Here is a 21,659-nt window from a genome sequence, read left to right on the forward strand (position 1 = left end):
CGACTCAAGCGGCGACACGGCAACGTGTCCCGCTTTTTTCCGCGCAGCAGCTTGCTTTTATTGCACGCGGATGTTTCCGGGAAGACCTAATTGAAAGCCATCGCCTTATTTGCGGCATCCGCGGCAACGCTTGCCGTGCTCGCCGGTTGTTCCAGTACGAAGGGCCCGTCCAACCAGGACGACAGCGCGTTCGCCTACCTGCTCGACAGAAAACCGGAATGGACCGAAAACAAGGTCGATAACCTGCCGCCGTTGCCGCAGGCGTCGAATCTGCTGGCGTTCAATGTCTCGCAAAACACGCCGCTGAATTTTTTGATCGACAGGACCTCGGTGTCTGTGGGGACGGATGGTGTCGTGCGGTACACCGTGGTCGTGACGAGTCCGGCGGGTGCGCGCAACGTAAACTACGAAGGCATTCGCTGCGATAACTACGAGTGGCGCCTGTACGCGAGCATCAACGACGATCAGAACGCCTGGGACCGCACTGTCGCGAACGACTTCCGGCGCATCGAGAACGGCGAGCTGAACGCGTATCACGCGGCGCTCTATCAGGATTATTTCTGCGCGAACAAGCTGCCGACCGGCGATGCCAAGCAGATCGTCAACGCGATTCAGTACAAGCGATCGGCGGTTTCGCAGTATCGGTGAGGTTATTCGTTGAAAAAGCCCGCTGACTTTCGAGGTCAGCGGGCTTTTTTCACACCAGCACCAGATTGTCGCGGTGGATCAATTCGGGTTCGAGCATATAGCCCAGCACTGTTTCGATCTCCGCACTCGGCCGCCGATGAATCAGCCGCGCCTCCGAACTGCTGTAGTTCGTGATGCCGCGCGCGACTTCCTGGCCCTGTGGATTCACGCACGCGATCACCTCACCGCGCGCAAACGCGCCCTTCACGTCGATCACGCCGATCGGCAGCAGACTCTTGCCGCCTTCGGTCAGCTTTTCGACCGCGCCGTTGTCGATCACGACGTGGCCGCGCACCTGCAGGTGATCGGCCATCCACTGCTTGCGCGCCGCGATCCGCGCCGTGCGCGCTATGAGTTGCGTGCCGATCATCTCGCCCGATGCAAGCCGCGTCAAAACGTCCGATTCCCGCCCGCTCGCGATCACCGTGTTCGCCCCGCTGTGCGCGGCGCGCTTCGCGGCGAGGATCTTGGTCAGCATGCCGCCGCGCCCGAGGCTCGAGCCCGCGCCGCCCGCCATTGCTTCGAGCTCCGGCATGCCGGCGTCGGCCTGCTCGACGAGCGTGGCCGTCGGGTCCTTACGCGGATCGGCGGTAAATAGCCCGCGCTGATCGGTGAGGATGATGAGCGCGTCGCCTTCGATCAGGTTCGCCACGAGCGCGCCGAGCGTGTCGTTGTCGCCAAACTTGATTTCGTCGGTGATGACGGTGTCGTTTTCGTTGATGATCGGCACGGCGCCCAAACGCAACAGCGTCAAGAGCGTGGAGCGCGCGTTCAGATAGCGCTCGCGATCGGCGAGATCGGCGTGCGTGAGAAGAATCTGCGCCGTGCGGATGCCGTGCGCGCCGAAGCTGCTCTCGTACACCTGCGCGAGCCCCATCTGCCCGACGGCCGCGGCCGCCTGCAATTCGTCGATCTCACGTGGACGCTTGGTCCAGCCGAGCCGATGAATGCCCTCGGCGATCGCGCCCGAACTGACCATCACGACTTCCTTGCCCTGCTCGCGCAAGGCCGCGATCTGCGACGCCCAGCGGGCGATCGCCGCGTGGTCGAGCCCGCGCCCGTCGTTCGTGACGAGGCTCGATCCCACTTTCACTACGAGACGCTTCGAAGCAGCGATGACGGAACGCATCGTGCGCATTCTCCTCGGGTGGTCGTTGACTGCGCGGGCCGCGCAGATGTGTAGTTATTCTTCCTCTTCCTGCTTCGGCACGGCAGCAGTTTCATCGCGAAAACGCACGTCTGCTGCAAGATCTTCCGCCTCGGCCGCGCGCGACGCATCCGAATTCTTCGAGATGTAATCGAAGATCGCGTAGGTCAGCGCTTCGCAGCCCTGGCCCGTCAACGCCGAGATTTCGAATACCGGGCCGCTCCACTCGTACCGATCAAGGAAATCCGCCACGCGCGCTTCGCGCTCGTCGTCCGGCACCATGTCGAGCTTGTTCAGCACCAGCCAGCGCGGCTTTTCATATAGCGCCTCGTCGTACTTGCGCAATTCGTTGACGATCGCCCTCGCTTCCGCGACCGGATCGACGTTTTCGTCGAACGGCGCCAGATCCACCAGATGCAGCAGCACGCCGGTACGCTGCAAATGCCGCAGGAACCGGTGACCGAGGCCCGCGCCTTCCGCCGCGCCCTCGATCAGGCCTGGAATATCCGCGATCACGAAGCTCTTACTCGGACCGACGCGCACCACGCCGAGATTCGGTGCGAGCGTGGTGAACGGATAATCGGCAATCTTCGGCCGCGCGTTCGAAACCGACGAAATGAACGTCGATTTCCCCGCGTTCGGCATGCCCAGCAGGCCGACGTCCGCAAGCACCTTCAGTTCGAGCCGGAGCATGCGGCGCTCGCCGGGCTTGCCTTCGGTCTTCTGACGCGGCGCGCGATTCGTACTCGACTTGAAATGCAGGTTGCCGAGGCCGCCCGCGCCGCCGTTTGCGATCAGCACTTCCTGGTTATGCTCGGTCAAATCGGCGATCAACTCGCCGGTTTCCATGTCCGCGATAATTGTGCCGACCGGCATGCGCAACGTGATGTCGTCGCCGCCTTTGCCGTAGCAGTCCGCGCCGCGGCCGTTTTCGCCGTTGCGCGCCTGATGCTTCTTCGCGTACCGATAGTCGATCAGCGTGTTGATGTTGCGGTCCGCGACCGCATAGACGCTGCCGCCCCGGCCGCCGTCGCCGCCGTCCGGTCCGCCGAACGGGACGAACTTCTCGCGGCGCATCGACGCGCTGCCATCCCCTCCGTCGCCGGCGATGACTTCAATTCTCGCTTCGTCAATGAACTTCATGCGTTGCTCCGTCCCGTATTTCGTGCCGTGGGGGCCAGCGTAAGCGCCGAGGCGTTACACCAGCAAACACCCTATTTTGCCGCGACCGGCCAATGCCGGCCAACGTGCAAACGATATAAGCCAAATGTCCTGAAAACCAAATAAAAAAGGCCCCGCGAACTTCGCGGGGCCTTTTGCGGTCCTGAAGCCCGTGCAGTAAGGCTTAGGCTGCCGGGACGACGTTGACCAGATGCTTCTTCGCTGCGCCCTTCGTCGTGAACGTGACGTGGCCGTCGGTCAGCGCGAACAAGGTGTGATCCTTGCCGATGCCGACGTTCTCGCCCGGGTGCATGCGCGTGCCGCGCTGGCGAACGATGATGCCGCCCGCGTTGATTGCCTGGCCGCCGTAAACCTTTACGCCGAGGCGCTTCGATTCGGAATCGCGGCCGTTGCGGGATGACCCGCCTGCTTTTTTGTGTGCCATGTGATTACTCCTTGCCGCTTACGCGTTGATCGCGTCGATACGCAGTTCGGTATAGTTCTGGCGATGGCCAGCGTGCTTTTGGTAGTGCTTCCGGCGACGCATCTTGAAGATCGTGACCTTCTTGTGACGACCCTGGGACACGACGGTAGCCTTGACGGAAGCCCCACTCACCAGCGGTGCACCGAACTTAATCGATTCACCTTCGCCTACTGCGAGAACCTGGTCGAGCGTGATTTCAGCGTCAATGTCTGCCGGTATCTGTTCTACTTTCAATTTTTCGCCGACAGCAACCTTATACTGCTTGCCACCGGTTTTTATGACCGCGTACATTGAGAACCTCACTCTGAATTCATTTTTCCGCGCACCGTGCGGGGAAAACGCGTGATTATACAGAGAGTTAGGATCGACGTCAAAGGCCGTTGACATTGGCTTCCATGCCGCAGCCCGACCGATCGCCAGACGAATGGCTGTTTCGTTGAATATCGCAATATATCCGCCGAAACCGGCCGCGCGCCGCGTCGCATCGGCTGCGGAAACTCCGTCGAGAGGCCGATTCGCCTTATAATTCGCGGCACTATCCTAATTGCCGATCATGTCGTCCACCGCCACTTCATCCCCCAACGCCGCCACTCTGCTCGCCCCGATCGCCGAGGACATGCAGCAGGTCAATCGCGTCATCCGGCAGCGCCTGGCATCCGAAGTGATGCTCATCAACCAGATTTCGGAGTACATCATCGGGGCCGGCGGCAAGCGTCTGCGGCCCGCGCTGTTGTTGCTCGTCGCGGGCGCGCTCGGCGATACGACCGGGCATCGTCATGAACTGGCGGCTGTCGTCGAGTTCATCCACACGGCGACGCTGCTGCACGACGACGTCGTCGACGAGTCGGATCTGCGCCGCGGCCGCAAGACGGCCAACGCGCTCTTCGGCAACGCGGCGAGCGTGCTGGTCGGCGATTTCCTGTACTCGCGCTCGTTCGAGATGATGGTCGGCGTCGGCAAGATGCGCGTGATGGAAATTCTGTCGGTCGCGACGAACGTGATTTCCGAAGGCGAAGTTCTGCAGCTTCTGAACATGCACGATCCGGACGTCGATCAAGCGCGTTACATGCAGGTCATTCGTTATAAGACGGCGAAGCTTTTTGAAGCCGCGGCACAGTTGGGCGCGGTGCTGTCGGGGTCGGATGCGAAGACGGAGGCGGCCGCCGCCGAGTTCGGTCGGCGCATCGGCACGGCGTTCCAGATCATGGACGACTGGCTCGACTACACGGGCACGGCGGAATCGATGGGCAAGAACGCCGGCGACGACCTCCGCGAAGGCAAGCCAACGCTGCCGCTGATCTATCTGATGGAACACGGCACGGTGGAAGAGGCGGCGCTCGCGCGGGAAGCGATCGAACAGGGCGGCACGGACCGTTTCGACACGATTTTCGCGGCGATCACGCGCTCCGGCGCGCTCGATCACACTTTGGAATGCGCGCGCGGCGAAGCGCAGGCGGCGGCGAAAGCGATTTCTTCTTTTCCTGATTCCATTTTTAAAGATAGCCTGCTAGAATTATGTTCTTACTCGACGGCGAGACAGTCTTAAACGGGACTGCATTGGCGTAAGAGTCCAGCAGTAAAAACTCGGGGTGTAGCTTAGCCTGGTAGAGCGCTACGTTCGGGACGTAGAGGCCGGAGGTTCGAATCCTCTCACCCCGACCAGATTTTTCTTGTTCAATCAAGGCCGAAACCGTCCAGCTTGCTGGGCGGTTTTTTGTTTTTGGGCGCTGATTGCATGAAGTCATCCGATTCGAACCAGGCGTATGCTGGCATCGAAAAACTCGGGAGACGACCATGAGCCTCGCCGGCAAGACCCTCTTCATTTCCGGTGGCAGTCGCGGCATCGGCCTGGCGATTGCACTGCGGGCGGCGCGGGACGGCGCCAATATCGCGATCGCTGCCAAAACCGCCGATCCCGATCCGCGCCTCGAAGGCACGATTCACACCGCGGCCGCCGCAATCGAAGCAGCCGGTGGCAAGGCGCTTCCCCTGATCGTCGATATTCGCGATGAGGAGCGCGTGCAGAGCGCCGTCGCGGAAACCGCGCGCGCGTTCGGCGGCATCGATATTCTCGTGAACAACGCGAGCGCGATCCGGTTGACCGGCACGCTCGATACCCCCGTCAAACGCTACGACCTGATGCACGGCGTCAACGGCCGGGGCACGTTCGCGTGCGCGCAGGCCTGCCTGCCCCATCTGCTCGAAGCCGCGAATCCTCACATCCTGACGCTCTCACCGCCGCTCGTCACCGATGTCAAGTGGTTCAAGGATTTCCCCGCCTACACCATCGCGAAATACACCATGAGTCTCTTCACGCTGGCGCTCGCTGGCGAATTCCGTGAGCGCGGCGTGGCGGTCAATTCGCTGTGGCCGCGCACCGCCATTGCGACGGCCGCCGTGCGCAACGAAATCGGCGGCTCGGGGATGCTCGCGGCGTGCCGCAAACCCGAGATCGTCGCCGACGCCGCGCACTTCATTCTCACGCGTCCCGCGAAGGAATGTTCCGGTAATTTCTTTCTCGACGATGAAGTTCTGCTCGCCGCGGGCGTACGCGACTTCGCCCAGTACGACATGCAACCGGGTGCTCCGCTGCAGGCCGATTTCTTCATCGAGGCGTTGCCCGGCATGTTGCGCTCCGACGGCATGACGAAGCGCCGCGGCGGTCCGTGACTTCGTTCGGGCAGAACGCGAGAAAATGCCGTCCGGCCTAAAGGTATAGCACCGACCGCCGTCGTACCGACGAGCATCGACGAGATGAACGCGCTTCTGAAGTCCTGATATAAGAAGCGCCACTGTCGGTATAACCGGCAGTGGCGCTTTGAAATCCCTCACACAAGACTCAACTCGCGTCGACTTCGTCCGCCTCCTCCGCTTCGCGCGGCGACTCCGCCACCGACACCGGCGCCGCCTCATACCGATGAACATCGTGCGTGACGAATCCCAGTTCGTGACTCGGGATCGCGAACCACTCTGGATGCTCAAACGACCGACGGATATCCTCCAGACCGCTCGCCCAGTGCTCACCCATCGTGTCGTTGCTGAACTCGTAGTCCTTGTAATGGCCTTCGAAGAACTTGTCCTTGTAGATCAGATGCACGATGTTGACCGCCCCGCCATCCGCGGTTTTCTGCGCCGCGCGCACCAGCGGATGCGTGCGCCGCACCTTTTCCGGAATGTGCTCGAGCAGCTCCTTGATCATCCGCGCGTGCTTCTGGCTCAGTGACACGAAATCCGTCACCGCGCGTGTGCGGCTTGAGAACTGGATGTCTTTGGTGCGCTCGGAGATGTCGAGAAAATCGGTCGGCAGCGTGCCTTTCGCGCTCCACAAATCGACCTGGAAGATCAGCGTGTCCTTGTGCTGCGACTCGTTGATGATCTCAGTGAGCGGCGTGTTGGAGACGAGGCCACCGTCCCAGTAATACTCGCCGTCTATCTCGACTGCCGGAAAGCCCGGCGGCAACGCGCCAGACGCCATGAAGTGCTCCGGCTCAAGGCGCATCTTCGTGTTGTCAAAGTAGACAAGGTTGCCGGTGCGCACGTTGACCGCGCCGACCGACACGCGCACATTGCCGTCGTTGATGCGATCGAAGTCGGCGTATTTGAGGAGCGTCTCGCGCAGGGCGCCCGTGTCGTAGAAGCTGACCTCGTTCGGCAAGTTCGCCGACGCGCCCGCGAACGGCGCCGTGACGGGCAGCAGCACGCGCGGCGAGAAGAATCCCTTCTGCCCTTCGGTCAGCGTGCGCGCGGCCGACCACATGCTCGACCACTTGCGGCCGATGTCGGGGAATCCGAACATCGCGGGAACGACGTTGCCGACGTGCCCCAGCAAGTCCGCCGGCTGGCAGATCGTCTGCCAGAAGCCGCGCAAGGCCGCGGCGCGATCCTTTGGCGCGTTGCCCGCGATGATCGCGGTGTTCAGCGCACCGATCGAAATACCCAGCACCCAGCCCGGTTCGATGCCTGCTTCGGCCAGGCCTTCATAGACGCCCGCCTGATAAGAGCCCAGCGCGCCGCCGCCCTGCAGGACCAGGCCGATCTCATCGTAGGAAGGCAGTTCGATGCACTTCGGCCCACAAGATTTGTTACGTGACTTGCGATGCATCGTCGTCAGCTCCTTACTGCATGAACCAGCCGTGACTGACGACGATCGACTGTCCCGTCAGCGCAGCCGATCCGAAGCCGGCGAGGAACGCGACCGTGTTCGCGACATCGTCGATAGTGGTGAATTCGCCGTCGACGGTTTCCTTCAGCATCACGTCCTTGACCACCTGCGCCTCGCTGATGCCAAGCGCCTTCGCCTGTTCCGGGATCTGCTTGTCGACGAGCGGCGTGCGCACGAAGCCGGGGCATACGACGTTCGCCCGCACGCCGCGCGAGCCGCCTTCCTTCGCGACGACGCGCGCCAGGCCGAGCAAGCCGTGCTTCGCGGTGACATAAGCGGACTTCAGCTTCGACGCCTCGTGCGAATGCACCGATCCCATGTAGATGATCGAGCCGCCCTTGCCGCCCGCGTAGATGTGCTTGATAGCGGCCTTCGTGGTGAGGAACGCGCCGTCGAGGTGGATCGCGAGCATCTTTTTCCAGTCGGCGAATGCGTAGTCTTCGATCGGGTTGACGATCTGAATGCCCGCATTCGACACGAGCACGTCGAGCGAGCCGAGTTTCGCCACCGCTTCCTCGATGCCCGCGTTCACCGCGTCTTCGTTCGTCACATCCATCGCGACGGCGAGCGCTTTGCCACCGCCGGCGACGATGTCGTCGGCGACTTTCTGTGCGTTCACGAGATTCAGGTCGGCGATGACGACGGCCGCGCCATCCGCCGCGAGCTTGCGCGCGCATTGTTCACCGATACCGCTTGCTGCGCCCGTGACGAGCGCGACTTTTCCTTGCAATGACATGAGTGTGGTTCCTTCTTTCCGGTGAGTTATTGATTGACGGCGAGTTTCAGTGCTTCCGGCGGGGCGAGATAGTCATAGGCGACTTCGCCGATATCGAGCGTGAGATTCGCGATAACGTGCCGCGCGCCCACCACCTTGCGCACGGGCAAATCGGCAACCGGCGCGAGCGCATGCGCGTGCAGTTCGAGCGCGGCGGGGCCTTCCCACGCGCCGAGCACGGCGACGTCGTGCAGAAAGAAGCGCACGAGTTCGCAGACGCGCGCCGAGCCGTCGACGTGCGGAAGCACCTTGAGCAGATAGTTCGGCGTATCGGCGAGCTTGCGGCGCTCGGTTTCGATGTCGAGCGGACGATACTTGTAGCCCATCGTGCCGGTCGCGATGCGTTGCGTGCCGTATTCGAGCGTGCCTAGCAGCGTGTCCTTGCCGTCCACGCTGAGACGCGGCGACGCCAGCTTCTTCGGGAAGCCCCAGATTTCGCGGCCGCCGGCGATCGGGCCTTCGTCGTCGAGATACATCGCGTGGGTGTAGCTGGCCTTGCGCCCTTCCTCGTCGATCACCGAGATGACCTGGCCGCTCTCCGTGTAATCGCCGAATCCCGACGAATCCGGCATGCGGATGAACTCGTAGTGGACGAGGCCGTTGTCCACCGTCAGTGGCTCGGGGACGACGGCGCGCAGGGCGTCGAGGTCGGTCTCGTACGTGATGATGAAGTACTCGCGATTGATGAAGCGGAACGGCGGGCGCGGATAAGCGGGGTTATGCACGGGCATGGCATAAGCGTTATTGCGGATTTCATCGGCTGTCACTGCATCGATTCCTTGGGATGAGGAAGGCACGATGGTAGCGGCATTCTTCTATCGCGGCGCTTTACGCCAAGCCGACATTTGATGCGTTCGACGCTCACCGTGAAGCGCTGAAACGGCCGTCCTGCCTGGCTCTCAGCGGGTTCATCGAGTGGGTCCAGTGTATCGTCGCCCATTTCGCAAAATATTGTTGCACCACGGGCTCCTATACCGATCGACGCATATTCGAGACGTTGCACCAGATACTTAACCAGCGATCCTTAGCAAATAGGGCGTTCACTTAAGCCGTTCGATCCTCGCACGATCGTGCTCTGAAAGCGCCGCAAAAAAGCCGCCAAACGCCCGCCCATCGGCCGATCGGCCGGTCCCGGCAGCTTTGGGGAAGGGTCTGTTATAGTCGTCCCCATCCCTCCCCCTCATTCATCGGTCGCGTGGACAACCTTCCCTTATGGGCGCAAATTGGCGCCATCTTTCTTCTTCTCTTCCTGTCCGGCTTCTTCTCGATCTCCGAAACGTCGATGATGGCGCTGAATCGCCATCGTCTGAAGCACCTCGCCAACCAGGGGTCGCTGCGCGCGCGCACCACACAAGGTTTGCTCGCCAAGACCGATCAACTCCTGAGCGTCATCCTGATCGGCAACAACCTGATCAATACGATCATCCCCGTTCTTACTACGTCGATCGCGCTGCGCACGTTCGGGCATGACAACCTCGTGCTGTCGATCGCGACGGGGCTGGTCGCGTTCCTGATCATCGTGTTCGCGGAGATCGCGCCGAAGATCGTCGGCGCGACCTATCCGGAAAAAGTCGCGCTGCCGGCGAGCCTGATCCTCGCGCCGCTGATGCGCATCTCGCGGCCGCTCGTGTGGTTCGTCAACCTGTTCGCGAACGCCGTGCTGGGCGCGCTGCACATTAATACTAAGGGCGGCCGCGACCAGCGCATGTCACCGGAAGAATTGCGTACTGTCGTGCTGGAATCGGGCAGCTTCATGCCGACGAAGCACCGTAGCATCCTGTTGAACCTGTTCGATCTCGAAAACATTACCGTCGACGACGTGATGATTCCGCGCCGCCGCATCGAAGCGCTCGATTTCGATGCGCCGTTCGAGCAGATCATGCAGCAGCTCGAAACCTGCTATCACAACAAGCTCGTTGTGTATCAGGGCGATATCGATCGCGTGCTCGGCATTCTTCACGTGCGAAAGACGCTCTCGGCGCTGCACAACCAGGAACTGGAGCGCGAGACGCTGCGCGAACTGCTCACCGAGCCTTATTTCGTGCCCACCGGGACGCCCGTGTTCCAGCAGTTGCAGTACTTCCAGGAAAGCCGTCACCGGATCGCGATCGTCGTCGATGAATACGGCGAGTTGCAGGGGCTTGTGACGCCGGAAGACATCATCGAAGAGCTGATCGGCGAATTCACGACGACGATTCCGCGCGGCACCGCGTCACGCGGCGGCTGGGACGACAACGGCGAGGTGATCGTGGCGGGCAGCATGCCGCTGCGCGAACTGAACCGCTGGGTGCATCTGAATCTTCCGACCGACGGTCCCAAGACGCTCAACGGGCTGATCCTAGAGACGCTCGAAGAGATTCCCGACGGCGATGTATCGGTACAGATCGCGGGCGTGCGCTTCGAAGTGATGCGCAGCGACGATCAGGCGATCCGCACGGTGAAAATTTTCCGGCCGCCTGTCACGAAACCGCGCTTGCAGCGTTAGCCGTTCGGCCGAATTGGAAGGCGCGCGGCGCGGCGCGATGATCGGGTCATCCTGATTACGAACGGCCCGACGCCATGCCAGCCACTTCCCGCCCTGTGTTCGCGCGCTCCGCCGAACCGCCCCCGACCGACGACGCGCCCGCCGTCTCCCTGCTCGCCGAAACCTTGCGCGCCGCCGCAGCGCGCGGCGCGTCCGATATCCACGTCGAACCGGCGGAACACGCGTGGCGCATCCGATTACGTATCGACGGCGCACTCCACGTTCTGCAAAAGCCGCCGCTGCATCTGCGCGACGCGTTCATCACGCGCGTCAAGGTGCTGGCGCGCATGGACATCGCGGAACGGCGCGTGCCGCAGGACGGACGCCTGCGCCTGCCGCTCGCGAACGGCCAGCTCGAAGACTATCGCGTGAACTCGCTGCCGACGCTCTTCGGCGAAAAGCTCGTGCTGCGGCGCCTCGATGCGCTGCCCGCGGATTTGTCGCTCGCAGCGCTTGGACTCGACGTTAAACAGCGCGAGGCCGTCGAATCCGCGATCCATGCGCCACACGGACTCATCCTCGTCACCGGGCCGACGGGCAGCGGCAAGACGCTCTCGCTCTACTGCTTCCTCCAGATGCTGAACGCCGAAGCGCGCAATGTGTGCTCGGTCGAAGATCCCGCCGAAATCCAGCTCGACGGCATCAATCAGGTCAGCGTGCGCGACAAGGCCGGGCTCACCTTCGCGGTCGCGTTGCGGGCGTTCATGCGACAGGACCCGGACGTGATCATGGTCGGCGAAATCCGCGATGCCGAAACCGCCGACGTCGCCGTGAAAGCCGCGCAGACCGGCCATCTCGTACTCTCGACGCTGCACACGAACGACGCACCCGCCGCGATCGCGCGGTTGATCGACATCGGCATCGCGCCGTACAACCTGGCGTCGGCGCTCAGGCTCGTGACTGCGCAGCGGCTCGTGAGGAAGCTCTGCGACGCCTGCCGCGCGCCGTCCGAACTCGCGCTCGACGACGGCACGCGCCCCTTCGAGCCGCGCGGCTGCGTGAAATGTCACGGCATCGGCTATCGGGGGCGCGTGGGCGTGCATCAACTGATGCCCGTCACGGACGCGTTGCGCGAACTGATCGTCGCGCGCACCGCCACGCACGCGATCACGCGTCAGGCGCAGGCCGAGGGCATGCCCGCGCTGCGCGACGCCGCGTTCCAGCGCGTGCGCGAGGGCGTGACGAGCGTCGCGGAAGCGGTCGAAGCGACGGAGATCGCGTGATGAGCACGGATTCGCGTTTTGCATGGCGCGGCGTGGATGCGAACGGCGCCGCGAAACGCGGCAAAACCATCGCCGCCGATGCCACCGGCGCGCGCGCCGCGCTCAAGCGCGAAGGTTGGACGGTGCTCGAACTCGACGCCATCGGCCCCGCTCCGCCACCAAGAGCGGGCGCCGCAGACGTGACGCTCTTCACCCGCCAGCTCGCGGGCTTGCTGCGCGCGGGACTGCCGCTCGCGCCGTCGCTGGAACTGATCGCGCAGACGCCGATGCGCGGCGGCCTGCCGCGTATCGTGCAGAGCGTCGCCCGCGACATCACGCAGGGCGTGCCGTTCTCCGATGCGCTCGCGCGCCATCCGGCCTGCTTCGGGCCGCTCTATTGCCAACTGGTATCGGTCGGCGAACTGGCGGGCGCGCTGCCGACCGTGCTCGCCCGCCTCGCCGACGACCGCGAGCGCGCCGCCTCGCAGCGCGCGAAGCTGAAAGGCGCGCTGACGTATCCGCTCATGGTTCTGCTTCTTTCGCTGCTGATCACGGCTGGCTTATTGGTCGGCGTGGTGCCGACGTTCAAGACGATCTTCGACGGCTTCGGCGCCGCGCTCCCCGCGCCGACGCGCTTCGTGCTCGCGCTCTCCGACGGCGTGGCGCGCTGGAGCGTGCCGTTCGCGATTGGGTGCTTCCTTGGTGGTGTCGGTTGCGCGCGGCTGTTGAAGCGCTCGCCGTCGGCGCGCGAGGCCGCCGATCGCGCGACGCTGAAACTGCCGCTCGTCGGCGCGTTGCTGCGCTCGCTCGCGGTCGCACGCTGGAGCCGCGCGCTTGGCACGCTGCTCGCGGCCGGCACGCCGCTCTCGGACGCCTTCGATTCGCTCGCCAACGCCACCGGCAACCGCATCTTCGACCGCGCGACCGTCGAGATCGCGACGCGCCTTCGCCACGGCGAGCGGCTCGCGGCCGCGATGCGCGCGCTCGGCTGCTTCCCGCCGGAAGTCGTTCAGCCGATCGCCGTCGCCGAGGAATCCGGCTCGCTCGACTCCATGCTGATGGATCTCGCGACGCTCGGCGACCGACAGGTCGACGAAAAGATCGGCGCATTCGCGAGTCTTTGCGAGCCGGTCGTGATCGTCGTGCTGGGCGCGCTCGTGGGCGGACTCGTGATCGCGATGTATCTTCCCATCATCCAACTCGGCAACGTGGTGTAGCATCCGTGCCGAATTCACCCTGACTCAGCCCATGCAGCCTTCGTTCGAACCGTACGTCGCGCGGTCCAGCCTCTTCACGCAGGCATTCGCCGCGCTGCCCGCCGCCGCGCAATACGGCTTTGCGATCGTCTTCGGACTCGTGATCGGCAGCTTCCTGACGGTCGTCGTGCACCGGCTGCCGATCATGCTCGAGCGTGCGTGGCGCGCGGAAATCGACGCCGAAACCACGGGCGACGCCGCGCCCGCCGAGCGCTATAACCTCGCCGTTCCGCGCAGCGCCTGCCCGCATTGCGGACACATCCTGCGCGCGTGGGAAAACATCCCCGTCGTCAGCTATATGCTCTTGCGCGGACGCTGCGCGAAATGCGGCGCGTCGGTGAGCGCGCGCTATCCGCTGATCGAACTCGCGACCGCGCTCTTCGCCGCCGCGTCGCTGTATGCGTTCGGGCCGGACTGGCTCGCACTCGCCGCGTTCGGTTTATGCGCTACGCTGCTCGCGACGAGCCTCATCGATTTCGACACGCGCTATCTGCCCGACTCGCTCACGCTGCCGCTGCTCTGGGCCGGTCTGATCGTCAATCTCAGCGACGGCGGCTTCGTACAACTGCACGATGCGGTGATCGGCGCGATTGGCGGTTATCTTTTCCTGTGGTGCGTCTACTGGATCTTCCGGCTGGTGCGCGGCGTCGAAGGCATGGGCTACGGCGACTTCAAGCTGCTCGCCGCGCTGGGCGCATGGCTCGGCTGGATGGCGCTGCCGCAGATCGTGCTGGTTTCCGCGATCGCCGGAGCACTGGTCGGGCTCGTCGCGACATGGCGCGGACGAATGCGCTTCGAGGAACCGCTGCCGTTCGGCCCGTTCCTCGCGATCGGTGGCGTGCTGACGCTCTACTTCGGCACCCCGCTTTACGGACTGTTCGGATGAACAAGGAGTCGTGGATGTACAGCATCGGCCTGACCGGCGGCATTGGCAGCGGCAAGACCACGGTCGCGGATTGCTTCGCCGCGCACGGCGTGCCGCTGATCGACACCGATCTCATCGCGCATCAGATCACAGCGCCGGGCGGCGTCGCGATGCCACTGATTGCGAGCCGCTTCGGGCCGGAGTACGTCGCGGCGGACGGGTCGCTGAATCGCGCGAAGATGCGCGAGCGCGTCTTTGCCGACGATACCGCCAAGGCGCAACTCGAAGCGATCACGCATCCGCTGATCCGCGCGGAGACCGAACGGCAGCGAAGCGTCGCGGACGGCGCGTATCACATCGTCGTCGTGCCGCTATTGGTGGAATCGGGGAACTGGTCGTCGCGGGCGGACCGGGTGCTTGTCGTCGATTGCCCGGTCGAGACGCAGATCGCGCGCGTCATGCGCCGCAACGGCTTCTCGCGCGAACAGGTGCTCGCGATCATCGCGCGCCAGGCGACGCGCGAGGCGCGGCTCGTGGCAGCAGACGACGTCGTCGTCAACGATGAACACGCGACGCTCGACACTCTCAAGCAGCAAGTCGATGCATTGCACGCGCGCTATCTGTCACTCGCAAGCGGCGCGGACAGCGCGTAAGCGTAAAGTTCACACGTAACCACGGAACCGCAGATTGAAAACTCCCGCTAACAGCGACGAAAAAGCTCTGCGGCAGGCTCATTTTGCGTCGATTTGCTAGGGTAGTGCTGCGGCATTAGAATGTCCTGACTTTCCGTCCCACGAAGCACCGACCAACGCCGAGGCGAGCGCGCTTGATCCTTTACGAGTATCCCTTCAACGAGCGAATTCGGACGCTGCTGCGACTCGAAGACCTGTTCGAGCGCTTCACGTTCTTTCTGACCCAGGAAGACCCGCGAGAGCATCACGTCGCACTGACAACGCTCTTCGAAATCGCCGAAGTCGCGGGCCGCACGGATCTCAAAGCCGATTTGATGAAGGAACTGGAACGCCAGCGTCAGACGCTTGCGCCGTTTCGCGGCAATCCCGGCATCGAACAGGACGCACTCGAAGCGGTGCTTGGCGAAATCGAACAGACGCTCGCCGGGCTCTCGCAGATGCAGGGCAAGACAGGCCAGCATCTCGCGGATAACGAGTGGCTCGCCAGCATCCGCAGCCGCACGATCATTCCGGGCGGCACCTGCAAGTTCGACTTGCCGTCGTATTTCGCGTGGCAGCAATTGCCGGTCGAGCAGCGTCGTCATGACATCGCGAAATGGGTCATGCCGATGCTCGCGCTGCGCGACGCCGCCATCATTGTGCTGCGGCTCGCGCGGGAATCGGGGCAGGCGTCGAAGGTGATGGCGATGCAGGGCAGCTATCAGCAGATGCTGTCGGGACGGACGTATCAGTTAATGCAGGTGCGCGTATCGCCGGAAGTACGGGTGATTCCCGAGGCGAGCGCGAACAAGTACATGCTGTGGGTGCGTTTCACGGTGCAGGACGGCGATCTGCGGCCGCGCGCCGTCGATGTCGACGTGCCGTTCCACCTCACGCTGTGCAGTCTTTGATCAAGAACCTTCGATAACGTCAGACCGTATGACCACCGTCGTCAAATGTCCGACCTGCGATAAAGAAGTCCGCTGGGTCCCGGAAAACCGCTTTCGTCCGTTCTGCTCGGACCGCTGCAAGCAGATCGATCTCGGCGCCTGGGCGGCGGGGAAATACCGCATCGCTGGCAATCAGCAGGAAACGCCGCCCGACGACGATTCGCGCGGCGGCCTGAACTAAAGAGTTTCTAGCTTGCTTCCGCTGCGAGCCATTCCAGCACGGGAATGGTCGCCGGAAGCAGCGGCCCGACGTCGGCTGGCAAGTGTTGCCAGGCGAGCGCTTGACCCTCGCGACCGGCGGGCGTCCCGGTCCAGTGCGTCACCTTGCAGAAATGAAGCCGCACATACGCGTGCGGATAATCGTGTTCGAGCGTGCGCCAGCGTTCGCTCGCGGTGACATCGATGCCGAGTTCCTCATGCAGTTCGCGCCCGAGCGCCGCTTCCACGCTCTCACCCGCCTCGATCTTCCCGCCCGGAAACTCCCAGTAGCCCTCGTACGGCTTGCCTTCCGGCCGCTGCGCGAGCAGATAGCGCCCGTCCGGCTGCACCATCACGCCGACGGCCACCTCGGTGACCTTGCGCCCGTTCGCGGCGATTTCCGTCATGCCTTGCGCCCCGACCAGTCGCGCGCGAACTGCCACGCGACGCGTCCCGAGCGCGACCCGCGCTCCAGCGCCCAGACAAGCGCATCGCCGCGCGCGCTTTCGATTTCGCTTTGCTCGCAGCCGAAGTGCTTCAGCCAATGGCCGACGATCGACAGGTAGTCGTCCTGCTTGAACGGGTAGAAGCTGACCCACAGCCCGAAACGCTCCGACAGCGAAATCTTCTCCTCGACCACTTCGCCCGGGTGAATCTCACCATCGGACGTATGCTTGTAGGTCTCGTTTTCGCTCATGTACTCGGGCATCAGGTGCCGCCGGTTTGACGTCGCGTAGATCAGCACGTTGTCGGACTGCGCCGCGACCGAGCCGTCGAGCGCGACTTTCAGCGCCTTATAACCCGATTCGCCTTCCTCGAACGAGAGATCGTCGCAGAACACGATGAAGCGCTCCGGCCGCGCCGAGATCAGATCGACGATATCGCCGAGATCGTGGAGATCGTCCTTGTCGACTTCGATCAGGCGCAGGCCGTCCTTCGAATACGCGTTCAGGCACGCCTTGATCAGCGACGACTTGCCGGTGCCGCGCGCGCCGGTCAGCAGCACGTTGTTCGCCGGGAGCTTCGCGACGAATTGCCGCGTGTTCTGCTCGATCAGACCCTTCTGGCGATCGATGTTTTGCAAATCGTCGAAGGAAATGAGGGAAATCGACGGCACGGGTTGCAGATAGCCGCGCCCCTGACGCTTGCGCCAGCGAAACGCGACGGCGCCATTCCAGTCGATCTGCGGCGCCGTCGGCGGCAGCATGCCTTCGATGCGCGCCAGAACGGCTTCGGCGCGAGTCAGAAATTGTTCAAGTTTGTCCATGATGTTTTTATGAGCGATAGTCGGCGTTGATGCTCACGTAGTCGTGCGAGAGATCGCAGGTCCAGACGGTCGCCTGCGCGTCGCCACGGCCGAGCATCACACGAATCAGGATCTCGCTCTTCTTCATCACGCGCTGGCCGTCCTCCTCGCGGTATTCCGGATTGCGACCGCCTGCTTTCGCAACGAGCACGTCATCGAGATAGAGATCGATTTTGTCCACGTCGAGGTCTGACACGCCCGCGTAGCCAATCGCCGCGAGAATGCGGCCGAGGTTCGGATCGGATGCGTAGAACGCCGTTTTCACGAGCGGCGAATGGCCGATCGCGTAAGCGATTTGACGGCATTCGGCGACGTTCGCACCGCCTTCCACCGTGATCGTCATGAACTTCGTCGCGCCTTCGCCATCGCGCACGATCAATTGCGCGAGTTCCTGCGCGACGGCTGTCACGGCGTCGCACAACGCGGTGTACGCGGGCGAATCCGTCGACGTGATCGCCGGCAGGCTCGACTTGCCCGACGCGATCAGGATGAACGAATCGTTTGTCGACGTATCGCCGTCGATGGTTATGCAGTTGAACGAGCGGTCCGCGACGTGCTTCGCGAGCTGATCGAGTACCGGCTGCGCGACGGTTGCATCGAACGCGAGGAAGCCGAGCATCGTCGCCATGTTCGGCTTGATCATCCCGGCGCCCTTGCTGATGCCCGACAGCGACACCGTGTGGCCATCGATCTGCACCTGGCGCGACGCGGCTTTCGGCAGCGTGTCGGTGGTCATGATGGTCTGCGCGGCGTCGAACCAGTGCGCGGCCTTCTGGTTGGCGAGCGCGGCCGGCAAGCCCGCCTTCAGACGATCGACCGGCAGCGGCTCCAGAATCACGCCGGTCGAGAACGGCAGGATTTGCCGCGCGTCGAGGCCGAGAAGCTGCGCGAGCGCCGCGCAGGTTTCGCGCGTGTGCGCCATGCCCGGCTCGCCGGTGCCCGCATTCGCGTTGCCCGTATTCACGACGAGCGCGCGAATACCCTTGCCGCCCGCGCGCACCGCGTCGAGATGCTCACGGCAAACCGTGACGGGCGCCGCGCAAAACCGGTTCAACGTGAACACGCCCGCGACGGCCGCGCCCTCTTCGAGCTGGATGACGAGCAGATCCTTCCGATTCGGCTTGCGAATGTGGGCTTCGGCCCAGCCGAGCGTGACGCCGGCGATGGGATGAAGCGCTGCGGGATCGATCGAGGGGAAATTGACGGCCATGTTCGCGACTCGCTGAATGTGGCGCGCGCCGGCGCTTGTTGTGAGACACGCTGCGTCGGCGCGAGATGAATAGACAGACGCCTTAAGACAGACGCCAGGAAAAACCGGTCCTGCAAAGACAAACGACGCATCGCTGCGTCGCTTGTTCCAACCGTGAACCGTCGGCGATTAAACCAGCTTGCCGTGACAGTTTTTGTACTTCTTGCCGCTGCCGCACGGGCACGGATCGTTGCGGCCGACCTTCGGCACGTCGTCACCGGCGCGCGTGGCGACGGTGGTGTCGTCGCCGTAGGCCATCGCCTGGTTGACCATTTGCGCGGTTGCGTCGGCCGGTGCGGGCGCCGCGGCGGCCTCGGCGAAGTCCATGTGCGTGAACGCGACGTTTTCGAGGTGGCTGCCCTTTTCCTCGTACTGCTCGGCGGCTTCTTCGAGTTGCTCCGGAGATTGAATCTGCACGTTCATCACGACGCGCGTGACTTCCTGCTTCACCGAATCGAGCATTGCTGCGAAGAGTTCGAACGCCTCGCGCTTGTATTCCTGCTTCGGATTTTTCTGCGCATAGCCGCGCAGATGGATGCCCTGGCGCAGGTGATCGAGCGCGGCGAGGTGCTCGCGCCAGCGGCTGTCGAGCGTTTGCAGCATGATCGAGCGCTCGAACGCGCTGAACGATTCGCGACCCACCAGCGTGACTTTCGCCTCGTAGGCTTCGTCGCCAGCGGCGAGCACGGCTTCGAGGATTTCATCGGCGTCGATCGAATTCGACTCGTTGATCATCTCCTGGATCGCGAGATCGAGTGACCACTCGTTGCGCAGCACTTCCTCGAGTTCCGGCGCGTCCCACTGCTCTTCGATACTGCCCGCCGGCACAAACGTGCGCACGACTTCGCTGAGCACGCTATGGCGCATCGCGGCGATCGTTTCCTGCACGTCGGTGGCTTCGAGCAGTTCATTGCGCTGCTGGTAGATCACCTTGCGCTGATCGTTCGAAACGTCGTCGTATTCGAGCAATTGTTTGCGGATATCGAAGTTGCGCGCCTCGACCTTGCGCTGCGCGCCTTCGATCGAACGCGTCACGATGCCCGCTTCGATCGGCTCGCCTTCCGGCATCTTCAGGCGGTCCATGATGGAACGCACGCGGTCGCCGGCGAAAATGCGCAGGAGCGGATCATCCAGCGACAGATAGAAGCGCGACGAACCCGGGTCGCCCTGACGGCCCGCACGGCCACGCAACTGGTTGTCGATCCGGCGCGACTCGTGGCGTTCCGTGCCGATGATGTGCAGCCCGCCCGCAGCCTTCACCTGATCGTGCAGCGCCTGCCATTCGTCGTGCAGCTTCTGAATGCGCGGCTGTTTTTCGTCTTCGGGAATCGACAAATCGGCTTCGATGAACGACGCCTGTTTCTCGACGTTCCCGCCGAGCACGATATCCGTACCGCGACCAGCCATGTTTGTCGCGATGGTGACGACGCTCGGCCGCCCCGCTTCCGCGACGATCGCGGCTTCACGCGCGTGCTGCTTCGCGTTGAGCACTTCGTGCTTGATGCCGGCTTGCGTGAGCAGCCCCGACAGCAATTCCGACGCCTCGATCGACGTCGTGCCGACGAGCGTCGGCTGGCCGCGGCTCACGCAATCGTGGATGTCGCGAATCACCGCGTCGTAGCGTTCCTTCGCGGTCTTGTAGATCTGGTCCTGCTTGTCGCTTCGCTTCGGCGGACGATTCGTCGGGATCACGACCGTTTCCAGGCCGTAGATCTCGTTGAATTCGTACGCTTCGGTATCGGCCGTACCGGTCATGCCGGACAGCTTCGAATACATGCGGAAATAGTTCTGGAACGTAATCGACGCGAGCGTCTGGTTCTCGTTCTGGATCTTGACGTGTTCCTTCGCCTCGACGGCCTGATGCAGCCCGTCCGACCAGCGGCGGCCGGTCATCATGCGCCCGGTGAATTCGTCGACGATGACGACTTCGCCGCCCTGCACGACGTAATGCTGGTCGCGATGAAACAGCGTGTGCGCGCGCAACGCGGCGTACACGTGGTGCATCAGCGTAATGTTCTGCGCGGCGTAGAGGCTCTCGCCCTCGCCGATCAGGCCCCACTCGGCGAGCAGGCGTTCCGCCTTTTCGTGACCCTGTTCGGTGAGGAAGACCTGACGGGCTTTTTCGTCGAGCGTGTAGTCACCCGCCTTCTCGACGCCCGTGCCGTCCGCCTTTTCCTCGCCGATCTGCATTTCCAGCAGCGGCGGCAGCGCGTTCATGCGCACGTAGAGGTCAGTGTGATCCTCGGCCTGGCCGGAGATGATCAGCGGCGTACGCGCTTCGTCGATCAGGATCGAGTCCACTTCGTCGACGATCGCGAAATTCAGCGGCCGCTGCACGCGCGATTCGGTCTCGTAGACCATGTTGTCGCGGAGGTAGTCGAAGCCGAATTCGTTGTTCGTGCCGTAGGTGATGTCCGCGGAGTAGGACTGCTGCTTCTGGCTGTGCTCCATCTGCGACAGGTTGATGCCCCACGACAGCCCGAGGAAGTTGTAGAGCCGGCCCATCCATTCGGCATCACGCTGCGCGAGGTAATCGTTCACGGTCACGACGTGCACGCCGCGCCCCGAAAGCGCGTTCAGATACGCGGCGAGCGTGGCGACGAGCGTCTTGCCCTCGCCCGTGCGCATTTCCGCGATCTTGCCGTAGTGCAGCACCATGCCGCCGACGAGCTGAACGTCGAAGTGGCGCATGTGCAGCACGCGCTTGCTGGCCTCACGGCAGACGGCGAATGCTTCTGGCAGCAGAACGTCGAGCGATTCGCCGCTTGCGACGCGCTGACGGAATTCGTCGGTCTTCGCGCGTAGTTGCTGGTCCGTGTACTTTTCGATCGTCGGTTCGAGCGCATTGATCGCCGCAACGGTCTTTTGGTATTGCTTGACCAGCCGCTGGTTGCGACTGCCAAAAATCTTTTGAAGGAAACCGGTGGTCATCGGATCAGTGTCTGCGTCGCGGTGTCGGCTGGGCGCACGCGGGGTGCGCCCGAGTACGGCGGACCTCGGCGGCTTAAGTCCATTAGTGAAA

General features: G+C 63.2%; 21 protein-coding genes and 1 tRNA gene. 11 read left to right on the forward strand and 11 right to left on the reverse strand.

The annotated features are described in order from the left end of the window. Nucleotides 1–90: 90 nt before the first annotated feature. A complete protein-coding gene (locus AWB65_RS15480) occupies nt 91–648 on the forward strand; it encodes a CNP1-like family protein (protein ID WP_087667995.1) in 558 nt (185 codons plus the stop codon). A 49-nt stretch (nt 649–697) separates the two neighbouring features. Here AWB65_RS15480 and proB read toward each other — a convergent pair whose 3' ends face one another. The 4 genes from proB to rplU form a co-directional block, all read right to left on the reverse strand. After that, nucleotides 698–1,816: a glutamate 5-kinase gene (proB, locus tag AWB65_RS15485; protein ID WP_087668035.1), complete on the reverse strand. Its 1,119-nt coding sequence runs from the start codon at nt 1,814–1,816 to the stop codon at nt 698–700. 54 nt (nt 1,817–1,870) lie between these two features. Continuing rightward, a complete protein-coding gene (gene cgtA, locus AWB65_RS15490) occupies nt 1,871–2,977 on the reverse strand; it encodes an Obg family GTPase CgtA (protein WP_087667996.1) in 1,107 nt (368 codons plus the stop codon). A gap of 202 nt (nt 2,978–3,179) precedes the next feature. Next, nucleotides 3,180–3,440: a 50S ribosomal protein L27 gene (gene rpmA / locus AWB65_RS15495; RefSeq protein WP_087632317.1), complete on the reverse strand. Its 261-nt coding sequence runs from the start codon at nt 3,438–3,440 to the stop codon at nt 3,180–3,182. 18 nt (nt 3,441–3,458) lie between these two features. Then, nucleotides 3,459–3,770, reverse strand: a complete 312-nt coding sequence (gene rplU / locus AWB65_RS15500; protein ID WP_035927503.1) for a 50S ribosomal protein L21 — start codon at nt 3,768–3,770, stop codon at nt 3,459–3,461. Between the two features lie 262 nt (nt 3,771–4,032). On the opposite strand from rplU, the gene AWB65_RS15505 reads away from it, so the two are divergent. From AWB65_RS15505 to AWB65_RS15515, 3 genes are all read left to right on the forward strand, one after another. After that, nucleotides 4,033–5,025: a polyprenyl synthetase family protein gene (locus tag AWB65_RS15505; protein WP_087667997.1), complete on the forward strand. Its 993-nt coding sequence runs from the start codon at nt 4,033–4,035 to the stop codon at nt 5,023–5,025. A gap of 39 nt (nt 5,026–5,064) precedes the next feature. Beyond that, nucleotides 5,065–5,141 (forward strand) — tRNA-Pro (locus AWB65_RS15510). A gap of 132 nt (nt 5,142–5,273) precedes the next feature. After that, a complete protein-coding gene (locus AWB65_RS15515; protein WP_087667998.1) occupies nt 5,274–6,149 on the forward strand; it encodes an SDR family oxidoreductase in 876 nt (291 codons plus the stop codon). A 169-nt stretch (nt 6,150–6,318) separates the two neighbouring features. Here AWB65_RS15515 and AWB65_RS15520 read toward each other — a convergent pair whose 3' ends face one another. Genes AWB65_RS15520 through AWB65_RS15530 form a run of 3 tightly spaced genes read right to left on the reverse strand, consistent with a single transcriptional unit; the run spans nt 6,319 to nt 9,183 of the window. Next, a complete protein-coding gene (locus AWB65_RS15520) occupies nt 6,319–7,581 on the reverse strand; it encodes a DUF3734 domain-containing protein (protein ID WP_087667999.1) in 1,263 nt (420 codons plus the stop codon). Between the two features lie 13 nt (nt 7,582–7,594). Beyond that, on the reverse strand, nt 7,595–8,377 hold the full coding sequence (locus AWB65_RS15525) for a 3-hydroxybutyrate dehydrogenase (protein WP_087668000.1): 783 nt from the start codon (nt 8,375–8,377) through the stop codon (nt 7,595–7,597). Nucleotides 8,378–8,403: 26 nt separating this feature from the next. Continuing rightward, entirely contained in the window at nt 8,404–9,183 is a 780-nt protein-coding gene (locus tag AWB65_RS15530) for an acetoacetate decarboxylase (protein ID WP_087668001.1), read from the reverse strand. A 428-nt stretch (nt 9,184–9,611) separates the two neighbouring features. Here AWB65_RS15530 and AWB65_RS15535 point away from each other — a divergent pair, with 428 nt between their 5' ends. The 7 genes from AWB65_RS15535 to AWB65_RS15565 all read left to right on the forward strand — a co-directional run bounded on the left by AWB65_RS15535 (nt 9,612) and on the right by AWB65_RS15565 (nt 16,065). Further along, nucleotides 9,612–10,901, forward strand: coding sequence for an HlyC/CorC family transporter (locus AWB65_RS15535; RefSeq protein ID WP_087668002.1), 1,290 nt, complete (start codon nt 9,612–9,614; stop codon nt 10,899–10,901). A gap of 74 nt (nt 10,902–10,975) precedes the next feature. Continuing rightward, the gene (locus tag AWB65_RS15540) at nt 10,976–12,163 is read left to right on the forward strand and encodes a GspE/PulE family protein (RefSeq protein ID WP_087668003.1); all 1,188 of its coding nucleotides are present in this window, start codon (nt 10,976–10,978) and stop codon (nt 12,161–12,163) included. Further along, the gene (locus tag AWB65_RS15545) at nt 12,163–13,359 is read left to right on the forward strand and encodes a type II secretion system F family protein (RefSeq protein WP_087668004.1); all 1,197 of its coding nucleotides are present in this window, start codon (nt 12,163–12,165) and stop codon (nt 13,357–13,359) included. Before AWB65_RS15540 ends, AWB65_RS15545 begins: the two co-directional genes overlap by 1 nt. Before the next feature lie 31 nt (nt 13,360–13,390). After that, nucleotides 13,391–14,284 (forward strand): prepilin peptidase, encoded by an 894-nt coding sequence (locus tag AWB65_RS15550; protein ID WP_087668005.1) that lies wholly within the window; start codon nt 13,391–13,393, stop codon nt 14,282–14,284. Between the two features lie 14 nt (nt 14,285–14,298). After that, nucleotides 14,299–14,916: a dephospho-CoA kinase gene (gene coaE, locus AWB65_RS15555; RefSeq protein ID WP_087668036.1), complete on the forward strand. Its 618-nt coding sequence runs from the start codon at nt 14,299–14,301 to the stop codon at nt 14,914–14,916. Nucleotides 14,917–15,089: 173 nt separating this feature from the next. Next, nucleotides 15,090–15,845, forward strand: a complete 756-nt coding sequence (gene zapD / locus AWB65_RS15560) for a cell division protein ZapD (protein WP_087668006.1) — start codon at nt 15,090–15,092, stop codon at nt 15,843–15,845. A gap of 28 nt (nt 15,846–15,873) precedes the next feature. Beyond that, on the forward strand, nt 15,874–16,065 hold the full coding sequence (locus AWB65_RS15565; RefSeq protein ID WP_087654776.1) for a DNA gyrase inhibitor YacG: 192 nt from the start codon (nt 15,874–15,876) through the stop codon (nt 16,063–16,065). A 7-nt stretch (nt 16,066–16,072) separates the two neighbouring features. On the opposite strand, the gene AWB65_RS15570 is transcribed toward AWB65_RS15565, so the two are convergent. The 4 genes from AWB65_RS15570 to secA form a co-directional block, all read right to left on the reverse strand. Continuing rightward, on the reverse strand, nt 16,073–16,489 hold the full coding sequence (locus tag AWB65_RS15570; RefSeq protein WP_087654777.1) for an NUDIX domain-containing protein: 417 nt from the start codon (nt 16,487–16,489) through the stop codon (nt 16,073–16,075). Beyond that, on the reverse strand, nt 16,486–17,349 hold the full coding sequence (locus AWB65_RS15575; protein ID WP_087668007.1) for an ATP-binding protein: 864 nt from the start codon (nt 17,347–17,349) through the stop codon (nt 16,486–16,488). Before AWB65_RS15575 ends, AWB65_RS15570 begins: the two co-directional genes overlap by 4 nt. Before the next feature lie 7 nt (nt 17,350–17,356). Beyond that, nucleotides 17,357–18,598: a bifunctional glutamate N-acetyltransferase/amino-acid acetyltransferase ArgJ gene (gene argJ, locus AWB65_RS15580; RefSeq protein ID WP_087668008.1), complete on the reverse strand. Its 1,242-nt coding sequence runs from the start codon at nt 18,596–18,598 to the stop codon at nt 17,357–17,359. A 168-nt stretch (nt 18,599–18,766) separates the two neighbouring features. Beyond that, nucleotides 18,767–21,568, reverse strand: a complete 2,802-nt coding sequence (gene secA / locus AWB65_RS15585; protein ID WP_087668009.1) for a preprotein translocase subunit SecA — start codon at nt 21,566–21,568, stop codon at nt 18,767–18,769. Nucleotides 21,569–21,659: the final 91 nt, after the last annotated feature.

The sequence above is a fragment of the Caballeronia humi genome, assembly GCF_001544475.1.
GTDB lineage: Bacteria > Pseudomonadota > Gammaproteobacteria > Burkholderiales > Burkholderiaceae > Caballeronia > Caballeronia humi.

Coding starts and splice junctions, on each gene's coding strand:
- proB (WP_087668035.1), bottom strand. CDS start 1,816: ATGCGTTCCGTCATCGCTGCTTCGAAGCGTCTCGTAGTGAAAGTGGGA.
- cgtA (WP_087667996.1), bottom strand. CDS start 2,977: ATGAAGTTCATTGACGAAGCGAGAATTGAAGTCATCGCCGGCGACGGA.
- rpmA (WP_087632317.1), bottom strand. CDS start 3,440: ATGGCACACAAAAAAGCAGGCGGGTCATCCCGCAACGGCCGCGATTCC.
- rplU (WP_035927503.1), bottom strand. CDS start 3,770: ATGTACGCGGTCATAAAAACCGGTGGCAAGCAGTATAAGGTTGCTGTC.
- AWB65_RS15505 (WP_087667997.1), top strand. CDS start 4,033: ATGTCGTCCACCGCCACTTCATCCCCCAACGCCGCCACTCTGCTCGCC.
- AWB65_RS15515 (WP_087667998.1), top strand. CDS start 5,274: ATGAGCCTCGCCGGCAAGACCCTCTTCATTTCCGGTGGCAGTCGCGGC.
- AWB65_RS15520 (WP_087667999.1), bottom strand. CDS start 7,581: ATGCATCGCAAGTCACGTAACAAATCTTGTGGGCCGAAGTGCATCGAA.
- AWB65_RS15525 (WP_087668000.1), bottom strand. CDS start 8,377: ATGTCATTGCAAGGAAAAGTCGCGCTCGTCACGGGCGCAGCAAGCGGT.
- AWB65_RS15540 (WP_087668003.1), top strand. CDS start 10,976: ATGCCAGCCACTTCCCGCCCTGTGTTCGCGCGCTCCGCCGAACCGCCC.
- AWB65_RS15545 (WP_087668004.1), top strand. CDS start 12,163: ATGAGCACGGATTCGCGTTTTGCATGGCGCGGCGTGGATGCGAACGGC.
- AWB65_RS15550 (WP_087668005.1), top strand. CDS start 13,391: ATGCAGCCTTCGTTCGAACCGTACGTCGCGCGGTCCAGCCTCTTCACG.
- coaE (WP_087668036.1), top strand. CDS start 14,299: ATGTACAGCATCGGCCTGACCGGCGGCATTGGCAGCGGCAAGACCACG.
- AWB65_RS15565 (WP_087654776.1), top strand. CDS start 15,874: ATGACCACCGTCGTCAAATGTCCGACCTGCGATAAAGAAGTCCGCTGG.
- AWB65_RS15570 (WP_087654777.1), bottom strand. CDS start 16,489: ATGACGGAAATCGCCGCGAACGGGCGCAAGGTCACCGAGGTGGCCGTC.
- AWB65_RS15575 (WP_087668007.1), bottom strand. CDS start 17,349: ATGGACAAACTTGAACAATTTCTGACTCGCGCCGAAGCCGTTCTGGCG.
- argJ (WP_087668008.1), bottom strand. CDS start 18,598: ATGGCCGTCAATTTCCCCTCGATCGATCCCGCAGCGCTTCATCCCATC.
- secA (WP_087668009.1), bottom strand. CDS start 21,568: ATGACCACCGGTTTCCTTCAAAAGATTTTTGGCAGTCGCAACCAGCGG.